The 20,250-nt window shown below is 61.8% G+C and carries 18 protein-coding genes and 1 tRNA gene; 12 read left to right on the top strand and 7 right to left on the bottom strand.

Features of this window, described 5'->3' with window-relative positions; all coding sequences use genetic code 11:
• Positions 1 to 9: 9 nt before the first annotated feature.
• A complete protein-coding gene (locus tag M9924_14405) occupies positions 10 to 939 on the bottom strand; it encodes a carbohydrate kinase family protein (GenBank protein MCO5065589.1) in 930 nt (309 codons plus the stop codon).
• A 235-nt stretch (positions 940 to 1,174) separates the two neighbouring features.
• On the opposite strand from M9924_14405, the gene recA reads away from it, so the two are divergent.
• A complete protein-coding gene (gene recA / locus M9924_14410) occupies positions 1,175 to 2,260 on the top strand; it encodes a recombinase RecA (GenBank protein ID MCO5065590.1) in 1,086 nt (361 codons plus the stop codon).
• A gap of 277 nt (positions 2,261 to 2,537) precedes the next feature.
• Positions 2,538 to 3,605 (top strand): glycosyl hydrolase, encoded by a 1,068-nt coding sequence (locus M9924_14415; protein ID MCO5065591.1) that lies wholly within the window; start codon positions 2,538 to 2,540, stop codon positions 3,603 to 3,605.
• A gap of 344 nt (positions 3,606 to 3,949) precedes the next feature.
• Here the strand turns inward: M9924_14415 and M9924_14420 are convergent, their stop codons facing one another.
• On the bottom strand, positions 3,950 to 4,195 hold the full coding sequence (locus tag M9924_14420) for a YMGG-like glycine zipper-containing protein (GenBank protein MCO5065592.1): 246 nt from the start codon (positions 4,193 to 4,195) through the stop codon (positions 3,950 to 3,952).
• A 247-nt stretch (positions 4,196 to 4,442) separates the two neighbouring features.
• On the opposite strand from M9924_14420, the gene M9924_14425 reads away from it, so the two are divergent.
• The 3 genes from M9924_14425 (at position 4,443) to M9924_14435 (ending at position 6,638) form a co-directional block, all read left to right on the top strand.
• A tRNA-Gln gene (locus M9924_14425) sits at positions 4,443 to 4,516 on the top strand.
• A 191-nt stretch (positions 4,517 to 4,707) separates the two neighbouring features.
• Positions 4,708 to 5,946 (top strand): Ppx/GppA family phosphatase, encoded by a 1,239-nt coding sequence (locus M9924_14430; GenBank protein ID MCO5065593.1) that lies wholly within the window; start codon positions 4,708 to 4,710, stop codon positions 5,944 to 5,946.
• A complete protein-coding gene (locus tag M9924_14435; GenBank protein MCO5065594.1) occupies positions 5,943 to 6,638 on the top strand; it encodes an RlmE family RNA methyltransferase in 696 nt (231 codons plus the stop codon). The genes M9924_14430 and M9924_14435 overlap by 4 nt, the downstream gene beginning before the upstream one ends.
• Here M9924_14435 and M9924_14440 read toward each other — a convergent pair.
• On the bottom strand, positions 6,635 to 8,053 hold the full coding sequence (locus tag M9924_14440) for an MFS transporter (protein ID MCO5065595.1): 1,419 nt from the start codon (positions 8,051 to 8,053) through the stop codon (positions 6,635 to 6,637). The genes M9924_14435 and M9924_14440 overlap by 4 nt on opposite strands.
• 225 nt (positions 8,054 to 8,278) lie before the next feature.
• Here M9924_14440 and guaB point away from each other — a divergent pair, with 225 nt between their 5' ends.
• Positions 8,279 to 9,769: an IMP dehydrogenase gene (gene guaB / locus M9924_14445; protein MCO5065596.1), complete on the top strand. Its 1,491-nt coding sequence runs from the start codon at positions 8,279 to 8,281 to the stop codon at positions 9,767 to 9,769.
• A 4-nt stretch (positions 9,770 to 9,773) separates the two neighbouring features.
• Positions 9,774 to 10,190, top strand: coding sequence for an MAPEG family protein (locus tag M9924_14450; GenBank protein MCO5065597.1), 417 nt, complete (start codon positions 9,774 to 9,776; stop codon positions 10,188 to 10,190).
• A 196-nt stretch (positions 10,191 to 10,386) separates the two neighbouring features.
• On the opposite strand, the gene rnd is transcribed toward M9924_14450, so the two are convergent.
• Together rnd and M9924_14460 are read right to left on the bottom strand one after the other, a co-directional pair.
• A complete protein-coding gene (rnd, locus tag M9924_14455) occupies positions 10,387 to 11,535 on the bottom strand; it encodes a ribonuclease D (protein ID MCO5065598.1) in 1,149 nt (382 codons plus the stop codon).
• A gap of 58 nt (positions 11,536 to 11,593) precedes the next feature.
• On the bottom strand, positions 11,594 to 12,832 hold the full coding sequence (locus M9924_14460; protein MCO5065599.1) for an MFS transporter: 1,239 nt from the start codon (positions 12,830 to 12,832) through the stop codon (positions 11,594 to 11,596).
• A gap of 196 nt (positions 12,833 to 13,028) precedes the next feature.
• Between M9924_14460 and aspS the strand changes: the two genes are divergently transcribed.
• From aspS to M9924_14475, 3 genes are read left to right on the top strand one after another with little or no spacing between them, the layout of a single operon-like run.
• Positions 13,029 to 14,822, top strand: a complete 1,794-nt coding sequence (gene aspS / locus M9924_14465; GenBank protein ID MCO5065600.1) for an aspartate--tRNA ligase — start codon at positions 13,029 to 13,031, stop codon at positions 14,820 to 14,822.
• Positions 14,823 to 14,834: 12 nt separating this feature from the next.
• Positions 14,835 to 15,695 (top strand): tRNA 2-thiocytidine(32) synthetase TtcA, encoded by an 861-nt coding sequence (gene ttcA, locus M9924_14470; GenBank protein MCO5065601.1) that lies wholly within the window; start codon positions 14,835 to 14,837, stop codon positions 15,693 to 15,695.
• On the top strand, positions 15,692 to 16,516 hold the full coding sequence (locus M9924_14475; protein MCO5065602.1) for an inositol monophosphatase family protein: 825 nt from the start codon (positions 15,692 to 15,694) through the stop codon (positions 16,514 to 16,516). Before ttcA ends, M9924_14475 begins: the two co-directional genes overlap by 4 nt.
• Before the next feature lie 4 nt (positions 16,517 to 16,520).
• Here M9924_14475 and M9924_14480 read toward each other — a convergent pair whose 3' ends face one another.
• On the bottom strand, positions 16,521 to 17,789 hold the full coding sequence (locus tag M9924_14480; protein MCO5065603.1) for a multidrug effflux MFS transporter: 1,269 nt from the start codon (positions 17,787 to 17,789) through the stop codon (positions 16,521 to 16,523).
• 122 nt (positions 17,790 to 17,911) lie between these two features.
• Positions 17,912 to 18,247 (bottom strand): Grx4 family monothiol glutaredoxin, encoded by a 336-nt coding sequence (gene grxD, locus M9924_14485; GenBank protein ID MCO5065604.1) that lies wholly within the window; start codon positions 18,245 to 18,247, stop codon positions 17,912 to 17,914.
• 147 nt (positions 18,248 to 18,394) lie between these two features.
• On the opposite strand from grxD, the gene M9924_14490 reads away from it, so the two are divergent.
• Together M9924_14490 and nagZ are read left to right on the top strand one after the other, a co-directional pair.
• The gene (locus M9924_14490; protein ID MCO5065605.1) at positions 18,395 to 19,168 is read left to right on the top strand and encodes a phosphodiester glycosidase family protein; all 774 of its coding nucleotides are present in this window, start codon (positions 18,395 to 18,397) and stop codon (positions 19,166 to 19,168) included.
• Between the two features lie 54 nt (positions 19,169 to 19,222).
• Positions 19,223 to 20,242, top strand: coding sequence for a beta-N-acetylhexosaminidase (nagZ, locus tag M9924_14495; protein ID MCO5065606.1), 1,020 nt, complete (start codon positions 19,223 to 19,225; stop codon positions 20,240 to 20,242).
• Positions 20,243 to 20,250 lie beyond the last annotated feature (8 nt).

Genomic DNA, 20,250 nt, shown 5'->3' on the forward strand with positions numbered 1-20,250 from the left:
TGCATGTTCTCATGCCACCGGCCGCGGGTCGGGTACAAGCGCGAGTTGCGCGTTGAACGCCGCCTTTTCGAGTCGCGGAACTGCATCGGTGCACTCGAGCGCGAGCATCGATGCCGCCACGCCTTCGCGAACCGCTATAGGCAGCGCCAACCCGCGCATCAGCGCCGCGACGGTTGTCCCGGCCAACGCGTCGCCCGCGCCGGTGACATCCGCCACATGAACTGGTCGGGGCGGCTGAAGCATGAAAATCGCATTCCCCTCAAATACGGTCACTGTCTCGCCTCCGGCGGTTATCACGCCAGCGCGCAGGCCGAGAGCATGGATAGCCGCCGCCGCGTCCTGCGGGGAAGTCTGCAGACCGCCTGCCAACGCTGCGGCTTCGCGCACATTCATGAACAGGCAGGACAGGCCGCGAAGCACGCCACGCAGCCGCACGACCTTGGCGGGCGATACCGCGATGGCATAGAGCGGCTTGCCTCGCGCCATCCGCTCGATTCGTTCGAGACCGGCCGCGGGAACATTCGCGTCGCAAAGAACGGCATCGTGAACCGCAAAGGCATCGCGAATTGAACTGCGCCTCAATTGCTTCGGAAACGCCAGATCGTACAGACTCATATCTGCGAAGCCTGCGATGAGGTCCCCGTGCCGGTCGAGCAGGGCCGTGTAGCTCGATGTCGCGCGATCGAGGAACGTCGCCGACATATCCACGATGCCGGCCTCGGCTATCGTCCGCGCGACCCGCTCTCCGCCCGAATCGCCGCCCCTGATGGACACCAGCATGCAATCGATCCCGCGTTGTGCCGCGCTGCGCAACGCATTCAATGCGCCGCCGCCGATATCCTCGCGCATCGTGCCCGGATTGGACGCGCCGGGGACAAATTCGCCCGTGATATGCCCGCGCCGGTCAACATGCGCCCCGCCGATTCCCAGGAGCCTCATCGCGGATCTCCTGTCGATGAGTTCGAATCAATATACACGTCCACCACATCCCCTCGACCGCCCGCGCAGAGCGGCCAAACACCGCAACATCTATCGGAACCAAATGTGAACATCAATCAAAAAATGGAATTAAATCAATTTGTTGAGGCCACTTGTCAAATGAGAACAAATCATGTACATCTTAAATATCAAACAGCACTGATGTGCCTTCATCGGCGTCCAGGGGATATGTATCATGTCACAGAATAGTTTGCGGCTCGTAGAGGATAACAAGGCAGTGGACAAATCGAAGGCGCTGGACGCCGCGTTATCGCAGATCGAGCGGGCTTTCGGCAAAGGCTCGATCATGCGTTTGGGCGCCAATGAACAGGCGGTGGAAATTGAAACCGTTTCGACCGGGTCCCTCGGTCTGGATATTGCGCTTGGCGTGGGAGGATTGCCGCGCGGTCGCATCGTCGAGATCTATGGCCCCGAAAGTTCGGGCAAAACCACGCTTGCGCTTCACACGGTCGCGGAAGCCCAGCGCAAGGGCGGCATCTGCGCTTTTGTCGATGCAGAGCATGCGCTCGATCCTGTCTATGCAAGGAAGCTCGGCGTGGATCTGGAGAACCTGCTGATCTCGCAGCCGGACACCGGCGAGCAGGCTCTGGAGATTTGCGATACGCTGGTGCGCTCGGGCGCAATCGATGTCCTGGTGGTCGATTCCGTGGCCGCGCTTACGCCGCGCGCCGAAATCGAGGGAGAGATGGGTGAGTCCCTGCCGGGTCTCCAGGCGCGGTTGATGAGCCAGGCATTGCGCAAGCTGACTGCATCTATTTCGCGCTCCAACACGATGGTCATCTTCATCAACCAGATACGTATGAAGATCGGCGTCATGTACGGTTCGCCGGAAACCACGACGGGCGGCAACGCGCTGAAGTTCTATGCGTCCGTGCGTCTCGATATCCGCCGCATCGGTTCGGTGAAGGACCGCGACGAGGTTGTCGGCAACCAGACCCGCGTGAAGGTGGTGAAGAACAAACTCGCGCCTCCTTTCAAGCAGGTCGAGTTCGACATCATGTATGGCGAAGGGGTTTCCAAGATGGGTGAGCTCATCGACCTGGGCGTCAAGGCGGGCGTCGTCGAGAAATCGGGCGCATGGTTCTCCTACAATTCACAGAGGCTCGGGCAGGGGCGTGAGAACGCCAAGACCTTCCTGCGCGACAATCCGGACACTGCGAGGGAAATCGAACTCGCCTTGCGGCAGAACGCTGGCCTGATCGCAGAGAAATTCCTCGAAAATGGTGGTCCGGGCGAGCAGGACGACGTCGCGGAAGGCTGAGCAGGCAAAGAACTGCGATTATGGTTAAGCTGCCCGTTTCCGTCGGACGGCTTGGCATTTTCAGCAAAAATGGCCCCAATATGCGCCGATATAAGGACATGTGCGTTTGTTGCTCGGGGTCCGGGCGGCTTGCCGCCTGAAAATGCTGGGCGCCGCCCGCAGCGTGGCCCTGATTCGGACGCAATCGATTCAAACTTTATTGAGAATTCCTCAATAGCTCTCGGATCGCTTTGTCCGAGGTGTTTCTTCGGTCTGTTTGTCTGGCGTACGGGTGGTGATGCGTTTTCGTAGCTTAAGCTTTGCTCTTTTTTCGTGCGTCGCATTGGCGGGCTGCACAAGCGCAGGCATCGAAGATCTGGCTCCGATGTCTTCGGAGATGACAGGATCGATCGTTCCTGTCAGAACACCTCCGGTCAACCTGGCCTCGGCCGCTTCCCTGCCGGTGGCGCAACAGGATGCGCTCGTCTCAGCGGTGCGGCCTCCCGATGAAGTGAGCGCAACGCCCGCGTTGCGCGCGGTCAGTACCGTGGTTGCGCAGGATGCAACAGCTGCGTCGGATACGCTCGATGTCGCTGCGCTGGTCGTGCCCGATCCGGCTGTCCCGACGCCGCTGCAACGCCCGATAGCGACCCCTGCCGTGTTGAAGCCGGACCTCGTCAGCCGGAGGCGCTTCAGTGACGCCAAGCCGATCAATTTTGGGAGCGCATCGCCGCGCAAGCTGGCGGTGCATGGCGTCGACGTCTCGCGTTGGCAGGGTGACATCGATTGGATCAAGCTGCGGTCGCAGGGCGCGAACTTTGCCTATATCAAGGCTACAGACGGTGGCGACCACATCGATCCGATGTTCAGGAAGAACTGGGAGGGGGCACACCGCGCGGGTTTGCGTCGCGGTGCTTATCATTTTTTCTACTGGTGCCGCACAGCGTCCGAACAGGCCGATTGGTTCATTCGAAACGTTCCGAGGGTCAAGGGTGCGTTGCCGCCTGTCATCGATGTTGAATGGAACGGGGAGTCGCGATGCAAGCGGCGTCCGTCACCGGACCAGGTGCGCGAGAAGATGCAGGTCTTCATGGATCGGCTGGAACGCTATTACGGCCAAAGGCCGATCATCTACACCGCGCCGGATTTCTACGCCGACAATCTGCGCGGGGCATTTCCCAACCATCCGTTCTGGCTGCGCGCGGTTGCGCAGCATCCGTCGCGGGTCTATCCCGGTCGCAAATGGCTGTTCTGGCAGTATTCCGGCTCCGGGCTTTCGCATGGGGTCAACGGGCGCATCGACCTCAACGCCTTTCACGGCGCGGAAGAAGATTGGCACCGGTGGATTGCAGGAAACGTGCACTAGAGCGTTTCATGGTTAGGTTGAATCATTCTGTTTGCCGTTTGGCGAGGCGATCCACAAGGAAGGGCGCGAAGAACGGGCTGGTTGCCCGGTTGAGCGGCATGACGACGTGGGCGCCCGCCAAACACAAACCCAAAGGGCCGGGCTGGTTTGCGCCAAATCCTTCGGTCTTTGTCTTGTCCGGACCACCAGCCCGACCTGCGACAAACCCCTCGGCCTTGTCGCAAGCCATCGCCGGCAGAATGCTTCAACCTAACCATGAAACGCTCTAGGTCAAAGCACGAACCAACGGCCTGCCCGGCGGCAGGCCGTCAACGGATGACCGGCAGTTTCACGAAAGTGCTTTTCTACCGGCAGCGGGCCGTATAGATCTGGCCGCGACTGTTGCGGTATTGGCAATAGCCATTGCGCAGGTTGCGGACGAGCAACCCGCCAAGAGCGCCCGCGCCAGCACCGACGAGTGCGCCCGACCCGCCATCGACGATACCGCCAATGATCGCGCCCGCGGCTGCTCCGGTGGTCACGTCCCGTTCGGTCGTCGTGCAGCCGGCCAATGAGACCGCCGCCACCAGTGAAATGGCAATTTTACGCATTTTCGAACTTTCTCCGCTGCCTGTCGGGACATCGTGTCATCAAAGTTTGATGTTGTGAAGCGCTATCAGCGGAGCCTCCCTGCGTACCTGTCGATGAATTGGCAAAAGAAGCTATCCTGCGGACTTGATTGGGGTCGAGGATGTGTTAAAAGGCCGCCCACAACGCTTGGGCGCGAGCCCGATGCCGTCCGGATGCTTTCGGAAAACCCTTGGATGTGAACGCAAGGCATTCGATCTGATCCGGTATTGGGGAATAGGTTAACGGTAGACCAGCGGACTCTGACTCCGTTAGTCCTGGTTCGAATCCAGGTTCCCCAGCCAGGCTTTTTGTCTCGGTTTCTTTGCTATCTCACGCGAACAGCTTCGATGCCGCGCGAGGCATCGGTGTGTTTCGCTTCTTGCCTGTGCCGCCTCTTGGTGTCTGCGGTTGTCCCTGCTATCCTTACCTCAACGCAAAGAATATTGCGTCCATGGTGCGACACTCCAGGCATCGGGGCGCCGAAGGATCAAACGTGGAAGACCGCGACCAAGGGGCGCGCTCGCCGGAGGCGGGTGCGCTTCACAAGGAGCCCGCGCGGGAGACGCCAGTCTCCCCGGGGACGCCCAAGAGGCGGCGCAGGCGCAAGCGCAGGCGTGACCGGAAAGTGTTTGCGCGCGACGAGCAGCAGAGCCGTACATCCGAACAGGTTCAGCCCTCCGCATCGCCGAAGGCGGAAAAGCGCCCGGCCATGCGAGCGCCGGACCGTCGTCCGGGCGTTTTCGCGGCGCTCGACCTTGGTACCAACAATTGCCGCCTGCTGTTGGCGGTGCCGACCGCACCTGGGCAGTTCCGTGTTATCGACGCATTTTCACGCATTGTCCGGCTTGGTGAAGGGCTGTCCAGCAATGGAAAGCTGGCGGATGCCGCAATGGATCGCGCGGTCGACGCGCTGTTGATTTGCGCGACAAAGCTTGGCTCCCGCCCAATCCGCCGCGCGAGGCTCATTGCAACGGAGGCGTGCCGTTCGGCTGAAAACGGCGAGGATTTCCTGCACCGCGTTAAATCGGAGACGGGGCTCGAACTGGAGATCATCGACCGCATGACCGAAGCGCGGCTCGCTGTGTCGGGCTGCGAATCGCTGATCGAAAAGAGCACAGAAGGCGTCGTGCTGTTCGACATTGGCGGCGGTTCGTCCGAGATTGCGCTCATCGACCTGTCGAAGGGGCGGCGCGGGCGGCTCTCTTCACATATCGTCGCGTGGACCTCGCTGCCCGTCGGTGTCGTCTCGCTTGCCGAACGGTTCGGCGGGAAGGTGGTTACGCGCAGCACGTTCGACGCAATGGTCGATGACGTCGCCGGGCTCATTGCCGACTTCGGCGAGCGCAATCGTCTGGGCGAGGTCGTGCGGTCCCGGAATTTTCACCTGCTTGGCACGTCGGGAACGGTAACCACGCTGGCCGGAGTGCATCTCGACCTGCCGCGTTATGAGCGGCGGCGCGTCGATGGGCTCTGGATGGACAATGAGAGCGTCGATCGCATGATCGACCGCCTGCTCGGATGGGATTTCGAGCAGCGCGTCCAGAATCCCTGCATTGGCGCGGACCGTGCGGATCTCGTTCTGGCGGGCTGTGCGATCCTCGAAGCGATACGGCGCGTGTGGCCGAGCCAGCGCCTGCGCGTGGCCGACAGGGGCCTGCGGGAAGGCGTGCTCTCCGAACTGATGGCCGACGAGGGCGTGTGGCGGCGAGACGGCAGGGGCGGGCGGCTGTGACGAAGAAGCCGGGAACCACCGCCGGTCCGCGTGTGCTGCGCACCCGGGTCAAGAAGAAGAGCGGTTTGAAGGAATCTTCCAGGCGTTGGCTCGAGCGTCATCTGAACGATCCCTATGTGCAGCGCTCGAAAGCCGAGGGCTATCGCTCCCGCGCCGCATACAAGCTCATCGAGATCGACGACCGCTACAAGCTCATCAAGCCGGGAATGAAGATCATCGATCTCGGCGCGGCCCCCGGCGGCTGGTGCCAGGTCGCCGCCCACCGCGCAAAGTCGGATGCCGACCATCCGGGCGTCGTCGGCATAGACTATCTCGACGTCGACCCGGTCCCCGGAGCGGTGATCCTCAAGAAGGATTTTCTGGACGACGACGCGCCCGCGCTTCTGGAGCAGACGCTTGGCGGTCCGCCCGACCTCGTATTGTCCGACATGGCCGCGCCAACCACCGGCCATCGTCGCACCGATCATTTGCGCACCATGCATCTGGTCGAGGTCGCCGCAGATTTTGCGCTGTCGGTTCTCAAGCCAGGCGGGCATTTTCTCGCCAAGACTTTTCAGGGCGGCACCGAAACAGAGCTGCTCGACCGGCTGAAGCGCAGCTTTGCCAGTGTGCATCACGTCAAACCGCCGGCTTCGCGTGACGAATCCGTCGAGCTCTATCTTCTTGCAAAAGGCTTCAAGGGACGCGCTTAAACTTCCGCGGTTTCTACCTTTTCCTGCGCGACGGGCTTGATGAGCCTGTGGCCCGACACGGCGCTTCCGGCGTCGGCGGGCAGGCGGATGAAGGCAATGCTGGCGAGGGCGGATACCGCCGCCACGACGAAGAAGGCGACATGGAAATCGGCCAGGTCGAGGGGCCGGTCATGCAGCACCGTCTGTAGTTCGAGAATGCCGCCCGCCAATGCCACGCCGAGCGCGACGGACAATTGCTGCGCCACCGCCACGATGGGCGTCGCCTTGCTGGTGTCATCTGCGGAAATCTCGGCATAGGAGAACGCGTTCACCCCGGTGAAGAACATGGAGCGCACGAGTCCGCCCGCAAAGATCAATGCCATCATCAGCAGGATTGATGTTTGCGGAGTGAAGAAGCCGTAGACCGCGATCGTTCCGGCAGCCACGATCGAACCGAAGATCAGCACCGGCCGGAAGCCGAATGTGCGGAAAATCCACGCGGTCGCGAACTTCATGCCCATCGCGCCGAGCGCCGTCACGAAGGTTATCATTCCGGACTGGAACGGGTTCAGGCCGAAGGCGATTTGCAGCATCAGCGGCAACAGGAAAGGCACTGCTCCGATGCCGATCCGGAATATGCTGCCGCCAAGCACCGCGGCCCGGAACACCTGATTGCCGAAAAGGCTCAGGTTGAGCAGAGGGTTTTGCACATGCCGGGCGTGCCAGAGATAGAGCGAGGCGCAAGCCACGCCGACGATCACCGTCATTAGGCCGATGACCGGGGGAAGTGCGGGCAGGCTCATCACGGATATGCCGAACACGATCCCCGCTGCGCCAAGGCCGCTCAGCAGCAAGCCGAGAAAATCGAGCCGGGGCGTTTGTACCGGCGGGCTTTCCGGCAGGAAACGGGTTGCCAGTCCTATGCCGAGCAGGCCGATGGGCACATTGATGATGAATATCCAGTGCCACGAAAAATAGGTCGTGATGAAGCCTCCGACGGGGGGGCCGACCAGCGGGCCAACCAGCGCCGGCACCGTGAGCCACGACATTGCCGCCACCAGATCGCTTTTCGCGGTCGAGCGCACCAGCAACAGGCGACCCACCGGCGTCATCATCGCCCCGCCCATGCCCTGCAGGAAGCGCGCGACGACGAAGGCTGCCAGCGAGCCGGAGGTCGCACAGGCAACAGAGCCGACGATGAACACGGCGATGGCCGCGCGAAAAATGTTCTTTGCCCCGAAGCGGTCGGCCATCCATCCGCTGACGGGAATGAAGATGGCGAGCGATACGAGATAGGAGGTGAGCGCGAGCTTGAGCGCGATGGGACTGGTCCCGATGTCCACCGCGATTGCCGGCAGCGATGTCGCAATCACGGTGGAGTCCATGTTCTCCATGAACAATGCAACTGCAAGTATGAGTGGAACGGTGCGCGACACGACGAATGCGGGAATCCGGTTGGAAAGGGCGCCATAAACCCTTCAGACTTGAAGACAATATGCCTGCCGTCAAATTATGGTGATGCGAAGTCCTCTACAACACTTGCTTGGCGCTTTTCAACTCGCGCCGGACATGGTACCAGCCAGCGCCAATCCTGAAAGGGACCTCACGAGTCGGCGCTGCCCAACCGGGTTTGCGCCCTTTATCTATTTAGGAAATTGGCCATGGCGAACATCATCGAAACTTCAACAGGTCAACTCGCCCTGACTTTCGATGACGTCCTTCTACAACCCGGCCATTCCGAAGTCATGCCGGGCGAAACCGATGTCGGCACGCGAATCGCGGGCGACATCGAGCTCAACCTGCCGATCCTGTCTGCCGCGATGGACACCGTCACTGAATCCCGCCTGGCCATTGCGATGGCGCAGGCCGGCGGCATCGGCGTGATCCATCGCAACATGACGCCTTCGGAGCAGGCCGAGCAGGTGCGGCAGGTCAAGAAGTTCGAGTCGGGCATGGTGGTGAACCCTGTCACCATCGGGCCGGATGCGTCGCTGGCCGAGGCGCTGGCCTTGATGAAGTCACACGGCATTTCCGGTATTCCCGTCGTGCGCGGCAATGGCGGTGCGCCGGGCAAACTCGTCGGCATCCTCACAAATCGCGACGTGCGCTTTGCCTCCGATCCCGGCCAGAAGGTTTCGGAGCTAATGACCCGCGACAATCTTGTGACGGTGCGCGAGTCGGTCGACCAGAACGAAGCGAAGCGATTGCTGCACGCGCACCGCATCGAAAAGCTGCTCGTCGTCGACACGGACGGCAATTGCGTCGGCCTGATTACGGTCAAGGATATCGAGAAGTCGCAGCTCAACCCCCATGCCTCAAAGGATGCGCAGGGCCGCCTGCGCGTGGCCGCCGCCACCAGCGTGGGCGAGGACGGGTTGGAGCGGGCGGAGCGCCTGATCGACGCCGGGGTTGACCTGCTCGTCATCGACACCGCGCATGGCCACTCCCAGCGCGTTCTCGACGCTGTCGCGCGCGCCAAGAAGATTTCCAACTCCGTGCGCATACTTGCGGGCAATGTCGCCACGCCTGACGGAACCCGCGCGCTGATCGATGCCGGTGCCGATAGCGTGAAGGTCGGCATCGGGCCGGGTTCGATCTGCACCACGCGCATCGTGGCCGGTGTCGGCGTGCCACAGCTTTCAGCGATCATGGGCGCCGTTGAGGTTGCGGACAGGGCAAATATCTCGGTGATTGCCGACGGCGGAATCAAGTTCTCCGGCGATCTCGCCAAGGCGTTGGCCGCCGGGGCGCGGGCCGCCATGATCGGCTCGCTGCTTGCAGGCACGGATGAAAGCCCCGGCGAGGTTTACCTGCATCAGGGGCGCTCCTTCAAGGCGTATCGCGGCATGGGGTCCGTCGGTGCGATGGCGCGCGGTTCGGCGGACCGCTATTTCCAGGCCGAGGTTCGCGACACGCTGAAACTCGTGCCGGAGGGTATCGAGGGGCAGGTGCCCTACAAGGGGCCGGTTGCAGGCGTGCTGCACCAGCTTGCGGGCGGCCTGAAAGCGGCGATGGGTTATGTGGGCGCCAACGACCTTGCGTCGTTCCGCGAGCGGGCCACGTTCGTTCGCATATCCAATGCGGGGCTTCGCGAAAGCCATGCCCATGACGTGACGATCACCCGCGAAAGCCCGAACTACCCGGGGGCTTGAGGCAATGAACCCGGTCGCGATCTTCTGGCCGGTTATCGCGCAGGCCGCATTGACGTTTATCGTCTATGCCCTGCTTGGCCTGCGCCGCCGCCGCGCCATTGCGACGGGAGAGGTGAAGGCGGGTCAGTTCAAGCTGCGCGGTGTTGATCCCGAATCGACAGCGGCGGTTTCAAACAATCTGATGAACCAGTTTGAAGTGCCGGTGCTTTTCTATGTCGTGTGCATTTGCCTTTACGTCACGGTGGGCGTCAACCTTGTCGTGCTTGTGCTGGCGTGGTTGTTCGTCCTGTCCCGCTATCTCCACGCATGGATACATCTCACCGGCAACAACGTCATTCATCGCTTCAATGCGTTCGGCTTCGGCCTGATGGTCCTTGTCGTCATGTGGATTGCGTTCGCGATCCACTTGCTGACGGCGTAACGCTTTTTACACCCCTCATCCGCCTGCCGGCACCTTCTCCCACAGGGGGAGAAGGCAGAATTCTTCAGCGTCTTGCTCGTTCTGCAACAATCGCGAACTGCGTCGACGATTGTGAAATCGCCTTCTCCCCCTGTGGGAGAAGGTGCCGGCAGGCGGATGAGGGGTAAGCGCCGGGCGAGCCAGCCGCAGAGAAAGCCTATTCGACCGTCACGATCTTCCGGTTCTCGAATTTTAGCGCAATCTCGCCGCGAACCAGTTTCAGCGCACGTTCGCCGAACACCTCGCGACGCCAGCCATGCATGGCGGGAACGTCGGCCTGTTCGCCTTCGGCGGCGATGCGGTCCAGTTCATCGGAAGAAGCCAGCAGCTTCGGCGCGACGCCTTCCTTTTCGGCGGTCAGCCTGAGCAGCACCTTGAGCAATTCGGCAGCCGCATTCGATCCTTCCGGTGAGGCGGGCGAACGCGGCAGGCGCGGCAGGCTCTCCTTGGGCAGGGCGAGGGCGGCATTGACCGCTTCCATCAGCGCGACGGCGGTGGACGAGCGTTCCCAGCCCTTCGGGATCGTGCGCAACCGGCCAAGTGCTGCGCCGTCGCGCGGCTGCTGCTGCGCGATTTCGTAGATCACGTCGTCCTTGATGATGCGCTGGCGCGGCACGTTGCGCTCGCGTGCCTCCCGTTCGCGCCATGCGGCCACATGCTGGACCACCGCCAGTTCCTGCGGCTTGCGGAAGCGCATCTTGAGCCGCTTCCATGCGTCCTCGGGGTGTGGGTCGTAGGTCTCGCGCGCCGTCAGCACGTCCATTTCCTCGTTCACCCAATGGGCACGGTCCTCACGCTTCAATTCGGCTTCGAGATATTTGTACACCTCGATCAGGTAGGTTACGTCCGCAAGCGCGTAGGTCAGTTGCTTGTCGGACAGGGGGCGCTGCCGCCAGTCGGTGAAACGCGACGACTTGTCGAGATGCGTGCCGGTGATGCGCTGCACGAGCTGGTCGTAGGAAATGCTTTCGCCAAAGCCGCAGACCATGGCCGCCACCTGCGTGTCGAAAACCGGATGGGGAATGAGGCGGCCCAGATTGAACACGATCTCGATGTCCTGGCGCGCGGCATGAAAGACCTTGGTGACGGACTCGTTCGCCATCAGGGCAAAGAACGGGGCGAGGTCGATGCCGGGCGCCATCGGATCGATCAGAGCCGTGGCATCCGGAACGGCCATCTGGATAAGGCACAGTTCCGGCCAGAAGGTCGTTTCCCGGATAAATTCCGTATCGACGGTAACGAAGTCGGACTTGCTGAATTGCTCGATGACGGATTCGAGCTCTGCTTGAGTGGTGACGAGGTGCATCTGATTGGGCTGAATAGAGACTGAATGTTCCATTTCAGCCGAAACGCGGCGCGTCAAGTCAGTTATGTCGGCCATTGCGTCCACTTCTTTTCGCGAGCTTTGCAAATATCGTTGAGGTGCGCAGCAATGCGACAAAGTCGCTCCGGTGGCCTTCAGGTGCGGGAGCGCGCACCCGCATGCGGTAGACGATGACCGCAATCAGCAGAACATAGATGATGGCGCTGAAGGTGAAAAGCCAGGCGGGTCCCCATGCCTGCATGGCATAGGACGCGACGATCGGTCCGCCAATTGCGCCGAATGAATAGAAGAGCATCAGCGCTGCGTTGACCAGCACGAACTCGTGCCGCTCCGCCCGGTCGTTCGCGTGCGCTGCGGAGAGCGAAAACAGCGGCATCGCAAACGAGCCGAAGATGAACACCAGCACGAAATTCGCCAGCGGATCGGCGCCCGCGAAAAACGCGATTGCGAGGGATGACAGCAACGCGCCGAAGCAGGTCACCAGAAGCACCCGGCGACGGTCCCAGCGGTCGGACAAATAGCCGAGCGGATACTGGATGATCGCACCGCCGATGATGCCGACACTGACGAATGTCACGACATCGGTGACGGACATGCCGATCTGTTCGGCATAGACGGGGCTCAAGGTGCGGAACGCGCTGTTGGTCATGCCGACCGCGATGCAGCCGATTGCCGCAAGCGGGGAAATGCGCCATGCGCGACCGAGGTCGAGTTTGACGTCCTCCGGGGGTGTGGGGTTGGATCGGTCCGCAAGGGAGACCGGCACGAGCGACATGGTGATCATGATCGACATGATGGCGAAGATGGTGAAGCCGTCCGCGCCGAAGATCGGGATCAAGAACTGCGCGCCGGTCACCGAGCCGATGTCCACGATGCGATAGAGCGCAAGCACACGCGCGCGGTCGTGGTTTGAAACGCCGGAGTTCAGCCAGCTTTCCATGACCGTGAACAGGCCCGCGAAGCAGAAGCCGGTGGCGAAGCGCACCACCGACCACATGACCGGGTCGACGACCAGAATCAGCAGCAGCGTTCCCGCCGACGCGGTGGCGGCGAGCGCCGAGAAGCTGCGAACATGGCCGACCGACTTGAGGATGCGGGTAATGGCCAGGCAACCGAGCAGGAAGCCGCCGAAATAGGCGGTTCCCATGAAGCCGATTGTGGCGGGCGAAAACCCCTCCATCGCCCCGCGCAGCGCAATCAGCGTGCCCTGCAAACCATTGCCACCGAGCAATATGCCCGCGGCGATCAGGAGTGGAATGAGAGGGCGTAAGGAGGACATGCACGAACCGGGCGGCGAAGATAAATCGTCATGTAGCATGCGCGCGCGTTGCGCTACCCGCATTTAACGACGCGATTGGTCCACCAACCGACTTATCCTTGACAAATCAGACCTCGCATGCGCTTGTCCGCGCAATTTTCAGGTGACGCTTCGCGCTTGCCTGTTTCGAACGAACTCCACGAACTGGAATTGGGTAATGCATCGCTACCGCAGCCACACCTGCGCACAATTGAGGAAATCGGACGCCGGTAGCACCGTGCGTCTTTCGGGCTGGGTCCATCGCGTGCGCGATCATGGCGGGCTATTGTTCATCGACCTGCGCGATCACTACGGCATCACGCAGATCGTCGCGGACCCGGATTCGCCTTGTTTCAAGGTGGCGGAAACGGTGCGCGGCGAGTGGGTCGTCCGCGTTGACGGCGAGGTCAAGGCGCGCGCCGACGAGGCTGTGAATCCCAACCTGCCGACCGGCGAGATCGAGGTTTTCGGGCGCGACATGGAAATCCTGTCGGCGGCAAAGGAACTGCCGCTGCCAGTGTTCGGCGAGCCGGATTATCCCGAGGACATCCGCCTGAAATACCGCTTCCTCGACCTGCGCCGCGACACGCTGCACAAGAATATCGTGGCGCGCACGAAGATCATCGCCGAAATGCGCAGGCGCATGGCCGATGCGGGCTTCACCGAATATTCGACGCCGATTCTCACCGCCTCGTCGCCGGAAGGCGCGCGCGATTTCCTCGTTCCGTCGCGCATTCATCCGGGCAATTTCTACGCCCTGCCGCAGGCTCCGCAGCAATACAAGCAGCTCATCATGGTGTCGGGCTTCGATCGCTATTTCCAGATCGCACCCTGCTTCCGCGACGAGGACCCGCGCGCCGACCGCCTGCCGGGTGAGTTCTACCAGCTCGACCTCGAAATGAGCTTCGTCGAGCAGGACGACGTGCTGGCGACGATGGAGCCCGTGCTGCGCGGGGTGTTCGAAACCTTTGCCGAGGGCAAGCCGGTCACGCAGACTTTTCCGCGCATTCCCTACGATGTCGCCATGCGCAAATACGGCTCCGACAAGCCCGATCTGCGCAATCCGATCGTCATGGAAAGCGTGTCGGAACATTTCGCCGGCTCCGGCTTCAAGGTGTTCGCAAACATCCTCGCCAACGACCCCAAGGCGGAAGTCTGGGCGATCCCGGCGAAGTCGGGCGGCTCGCGCGCCTTCTGCGACCGCATGAACTCATGGGCGCAAGGCGAGGGCCAGCCCGGCCTCGGCTATATCTTCTGGCGCAAGGAAGGCGATAAACTGGAAGGCGCCGGTCCTATCGCCAAGAACATCGGCGAGGAGCGCACCGAGGCGATCCGCCGGCAGCTTGGGCTTGCCGACGGCGATGCGGCCTTTTTCGTCGCGGGCGATCCGAAGAAGTTCGTGAAGTTCGCAGGCGATGCGCGCATCCGGGTTGGGGAAGACCTCAACCTTGTTGACCGCGACCGCTTCGAGTTGTGCTGGATCGTCGATTTCCCGTTCTACGAATGGAACGAGGAAGAGAAGAAGATCGATTTCGGCCACAACCCGTTCTCCATGCCGCAGGGCGGCATAGACGCACTGAACGGGCAGGACCCGTTGTCCATCAAGGCGTTCCAGTACGACATGGTCTGCAACGGCTTCGAGATCGCCTCGGGCGGCATCCGCAACCATCTGCCGGAAACCATGGTCAAGGCGTTTGAACTGGTCGGGTTGGACCGCGCCACCGTCGAGGAGCGCTTCGGCGGGCTTTACCGCGCGTTCCAGTATGGCGCGCCGCCGCATGGCGGCATGGCCGCCGGCATCGACCGCATCATCATGCTGCTCGTCGGCGCGCGCAATCTGCGCGAGGTGACCATGTTCCCGATGAACCAGCAGGCGTTCGACTTGCTGATGAACGCACCCGCACCGGCCACACCGGCGCAGTTGCGCGAGCTTGCGCTGCGCGTCGCGGTGCCTGCGAAGAAGGAAGAATAGGGGCAGAGGCCGATGCAGGAAGAACTTTCTGTTCTCGAAGCGGATTGCCATCCGCTCTTCCTGCAAACGCCGCCTTCCGTCGAATTCAACAAGTTGCGCAAGCGCTTGCTGCGCCATGCACGACAGGCCATCGAGGATTTCGCGATGGTCAATCCGGGCGAGCGCTGGCTTGTCGCGCTTTCGGGCGGCAAGGATTCCTACGGGCTGCTCGCGCTGTTGCTCGACCTCAAATGGCGCGGGCTGCTGCCGGTCGATCTGCTCGCCTGCAATCTCGACCAGGGCCAGCCCAATTTTCCAAAGCACATCCTGCCCGATTTCCTGAACCGCCATGGCATCCCGCACCGCATCGAATATCGGGACACCTATTCCATCGTGACCGAAAAGCTGCCCGAGAGCGCGACCTATTGCTCGCTCTGCTCGCGGCTGCGGCGCGGTCATCTCTATCGCGTTGCGCGGGAGGAGGAGTGTTCGGCGCTGGTGCTTGGCCATCACCGCGAGGACATCCTCGAAACCTTCTTCATGAACCTCTTCCACGGTGGGCGGCTGGCGGCGATGCCGCCGAAGCTGCTCAACGACGAAAGCGATGTCATGGTGCTGCGCCCGCTCGCCTATGCGGCGGAAGCCGACCTGTCGAAATTCGCGGACGCGATGCGCTTCCCGATCATCCCTTGCGATCTGTGCGGCAGCCAGGACGGGCTGCAACGCACCGCCATGAAGGCGATGCTGGATGAGATCGAGCATCGCATGCCGGGCCGCAAGGACACGATGATCCGCGCCCTGACCAATGTACGCCCGAGCCATCTGCTGGACCGCAAACTGTTCGATTTCGCAGGACTGGAAACATCCGTTCCCGCAAAGGAAGATGCCGTATGACGTTCAGAGAGACGGAAATCGATTGGCTCTGTGCGCTGATTGCCGAAGCCGCGACAACCGAGATCATGCCGCGCTTTCGTCGCCTCTCGGCGGACCAGATTCGCGAAAAGACCTCGGCGCTCGACGTGGTGACGGATGCCGATGTGAATGCGGAGCGCCGCATGACCGCAGCCCTGCACTTGCGCTTTCCGGATGCGCTGGTGGTCGGAGAGGAGACCTGCGCCGAAAATCCCGGCCTGCTGAACGGGTTGCGCGGAGCGCCGCTTGCCTTCGTGATCGACCCGGTGGACGGCACTTACAATTTCTCGGCTGGCGTTGCGCCGTTCGGCGTGATGATGGCGGTCGTGGTGAATGGCGAAACCGTGGCAGGCATCATCCACGATCCGCTTGGCGATGACTGGGCCATCGGCGTCAAGGGCGCGGGAAGCCGCCTGCGCGGAGGCGGGGTGGAAACGCCGTTGCGCGTCGCCGATCCCGCCCCTGTCGACGAAATGGTCGGAAATGTCGGCTGGCAGTCGATGCCGGAACCGTCGCGGTCCGTGCTGGCGCGAAATGCCAGCAAGGTACTCGGCACCTTTGCCTATCGCTGCGCGGCGCAGGAATACAGGCTGCTTGCGTCCGGCTACGGACATTTCGCGATCTACCACAGGCTCATGCCGTGGGATCATCTTCCCGGCCTGCTCATCCACAGCGAAGCAGGCGGCTATAGTGCGCGTTTCGACGGCAGCCCCTATGTTCCGGGCGATACGGGCGGTGGCTTGATCGTGGCCCCGGACCACAGCGCGTGGAAGGCGCTGCGGCAGGAGCTTTGGGCGGAATAGTGCCTCAATGCACCTCGGGCGCCGCCTGATTTGGGATTGGCGCACTGTAGCTGTGGAACAGCTTTCCGCGCTCGGCAATGAACACCATCGTGAGGCCGATCAGCCCAACGCCGGCAAAGCCCGCGGCGAGCGGCGTCACTGTGCCGTCGAACTGCTGTCCAATGAACGCGCCGATCAGCCCGCCGCCCAGCGTCTGCATGAAACCCTGGATCGAGGCCGCCGTCCCGGCAATGTGGCCGAGAGGCTCCATCGCAATCGCGTTGAAGTTCGAGCCGATCCAGCCGAACTGGAACATGGCGGCTCCAAAGAGCACGACGAAGACCGGCAGGGGGACCGGACCTGTTAGAGACCACACCAACCAGATCAGGCTGACCACAATAAAGCCCGTCAGCGCGCCGTGCGACAGCCGGCGCATGCCGAATTTGCCAACCAGCCGTGAATTGAGAAAGGATGAAAACGCCATCATCCCGGCAATTCCGGCAAACACGACCGGGAACCAGACGCCCAGTTGGTATATGCCCACATAGATCTGCTGGGCCGAATTGACGAAGCCGAACAGCGCCCCGAAAATAATCGTCGAGGCAAAGGTGTAGCCGAGCGCGATGCGGTTCGAGAGCACGATGCCGAATCCTTGCAGGATCGAGCGCAGTTCTATCGAGCGTCGATCTTCCGGATGCTGCGTCTCCGGCATGCGGAAGAACGTCCATGCGGTGATCGTGGATGCGATCACGGCCATGACCACGAAGATCATGTGCCATTCGGCGAACAGCATGACGAGCTGGCCAACACTCGGCGCAAGGACCGGAATAATCATGAAAACCATGAAGATAAGCGACATGACTTCAGCCATTGCGCGACCGCCGAAGCGGTCGCGGACCATCGAGACGGCAATGACGCGCGTGGACGCCGCGCCGACGCCCTGGATGAAGCGCATGGTCAGCAATGTCTCGAAGGTCGGTGCAAAGGCAGCGCACAGCGCGGCGAATATGTAGATTGTCAATCCGACAAGAAGCGGCTTGCGCCGTCCGAAGCGGTCGGAAAGCGGGCCAAACAACAGCAGCGCTGCGGCCATGCCGCCGAAATAGGCCGAGATCACATATTGCCGGTGGTTCTCATTTTCGACGCCGAGGCTGGCCCCGATCTGCTGGAGACCGGGAAGCATGATATCGATGGCGAGCGCATTCAGCGCCATGAGACCGGCACAAATCGCTATGAATTCCCAGCGAGGTATGGCGAAGACCGCCTGCGCCTGGGGACTGCTATGTTGGTCCATGACCGAATCCTCATGGTTCAAACGCCGATGCGCCGGTTGGCCGGCGCATCGTCATCTGTCACCGCGCATGGCGGTTTGGAAGCTTTGTAATCCGGGCCGGTTGCGGCCCGGTGGGAGAGAGATCAGGCGGCGCCTTTGACGCCTACCCCTTTTTCTTCGAGGAAGGGCTGAAGTTCGCCAGACTGAAACATTTCACGTACAATATCGCAGCCGCCGACAAACTCACCCTTGACGTAGAGTTGGGGAATCGTCGGCCAGTTCGAATATTCCTTGATGCCCTGGCGCAATTCGTTCGAGGTCAGGACGTTGACGCCCTTATAGTCCACGCCAAGATAATCCAGAATCTGGACGACCTGACCGGAAAAGCCGCACTGCGGGAAACCGGGCGTACCCTTCATGAAAAGCACGACTTCGTTGCTCTTCACTTCGCTGTCGATGTAATCGTTGATTCCGCTCATAGTGAACCTCTTCTGCCTCGGGCAGGGCGCAGGTGTCGATTTCCTGCTCAAATAACCCCATAAATGGATTGAAACAAGGTGCGGACTGGCACGAGAATTTTGCGCCAGATTACAAATCCGCGAATCCGCTGAAAATGCATGAAATAGATGAAACGCACAATTTCGTTATTGCTGGTCGCGCTCGCGCTTGCCGCCGCGGCCTGGTGGATGCTTCGAATGCGCCCCGAAACGCAAATGGCCGCGTCTGAATTGCCGCCGCCCTGCGCGGACCGGCAGTTCGAGGGGCTGGATTTCGTCGTCTGCGCAGTGGACTTGTCACGCGATACAATGCGCCTTGCGCTCGACGGATCGGACGGCAGGCCGTTGCAGCGCCTCGACCGCTTGCCGGGGCCGTTTGCGCTGGCGATGAACGCGGGCATGTATCATTCCGATTTTTCGCCCGTCGGGCTTTATGTCGAGGATGGCCGGGAGCTTTCGCCGCTCAACACCGCCGATGGTGCGGGCAATTTCTTCATGAAGCCGAATGGCGTCTTTTTCATCGACGAGGAGGGCCAGCCGGGTGTGCTTGAAACAGGCGCCTATGCCGCCGCATCCATTCATCCGCGTTTCGCCACCCAGTCCGGCCCGATGCTGGTCGTCGACGGCGACCTGCACGCCCGTTTCGAGCCGGACGGCAGTTCGCGCTACATCCGCAACGGGGTGGGCGTCGATGAGGCGGGAAGGGTCGTGCTGGCGATTTCGCGCGAGCCGGTAAGTCTTGGCCGGTTCGGACGGCTGTTTCGCGATGCGCTCGGCTGCCGCAATGCGCTGTTCTTCGATGGCGGAATTTCGGCGCTCTATGACGGCAGCCGATATATTGTCGGAGGCGATCAACCGGCGGGCCCGATGCTGGTCGTGGCGCCTCGCGAACAGGCGCGGTGACGGAAGTCCGAGCACGTCCTGCCAAAGGCCGCAAATCGCGCTACAGTAGCGTGCATGAGCGAATCACAAGCGATTATATTCGGCTGTGCGGGCAAGGCCCTGACGCCTGAGGAACGCGCATTCTACGCGGGTGAGCGGCCATGGGGCTTCATCCTGTTTGCCCGCAACATCGGCGAACCGACGCAGATCGCCGATCTCGTCGCAGCGCTGCGCGACAGCGTCGGCAGGCCCGATGCACCCGTTTTTATCGATCAGGAGGGCGGGCGCGTGCAGCGGCTTCGCCCGCCGATTGCGCCAAACTATCCTTCCGGTTCCGCCGTCGGGGCCGTCTACCAGTCCGACCGGCAGGCGGGGCTTCGCGCGGCGTGGCTGCTGGCGCGCCTGCATGCCTTCGACCTGCTGCGCTTCGGCATCAACGCCGATTGCCTTCCCGTGCTCGACGTGCCGGTTGCGGGCGCCAGTGACGTGATCGGCGCGCGGGCCTATGGCACAGACCCCGAAACGGTGGCGGCACTTGGCCGCGCGACCGCCGAGGGGCTGATGTCCGGTGGCGTGCTGCCGGTGATGAAGCACATTCCCGGTCATGGCCGGGCGACCGCCGACACGCATTTCGAACTGCCTACGGTCCATGAAACGCTGGACGAATTGCGCAGGCACGATTTCGCCCCGTTCAAAGCGCTGAATGACCTGCCGATGGCGATGACTGCGCATGTCGTTTTCGATGCGATCGATCCGGATCGCCCAGCCACGACGTCCGAGAAGGTCGTGCGGGAGATCGTACGGGGAGAAATCGCGTTCGATGGGCTGCTCATCAGCGACGACACGTCGATGAAGGCGCTTTCTGGGGATTTCCCCGATAAATCGGCGGCGATCCTTGCGGCGGGCGTCGATATCGTCCTTCACTGCAACGGGGTCATGGAGGAAATGCTGGGCATTGCCGCCGGGGCCGGGCCGCTTCAGGGCCGCTCGCTGGAGCGCGCGCAACGGGCGCTCTCCTTCATTGATACAAGGGACGCCGCGATCGAGGCCGAAATCAGGGCTGAGTTCGCGGATTATTTCGAAGCTGTGGCGTAGGGAATGTC

The sequence above is a fragment of the Rhizobiaceae bacterium genome (assembly GCA_023953835.1).
Taxonomy (GTDB): Bacteria; Pseudomonadota; Alphaproteobacteria; order Rhizobiales; family Rhizobiaceae; genus Mesorhizobium_G.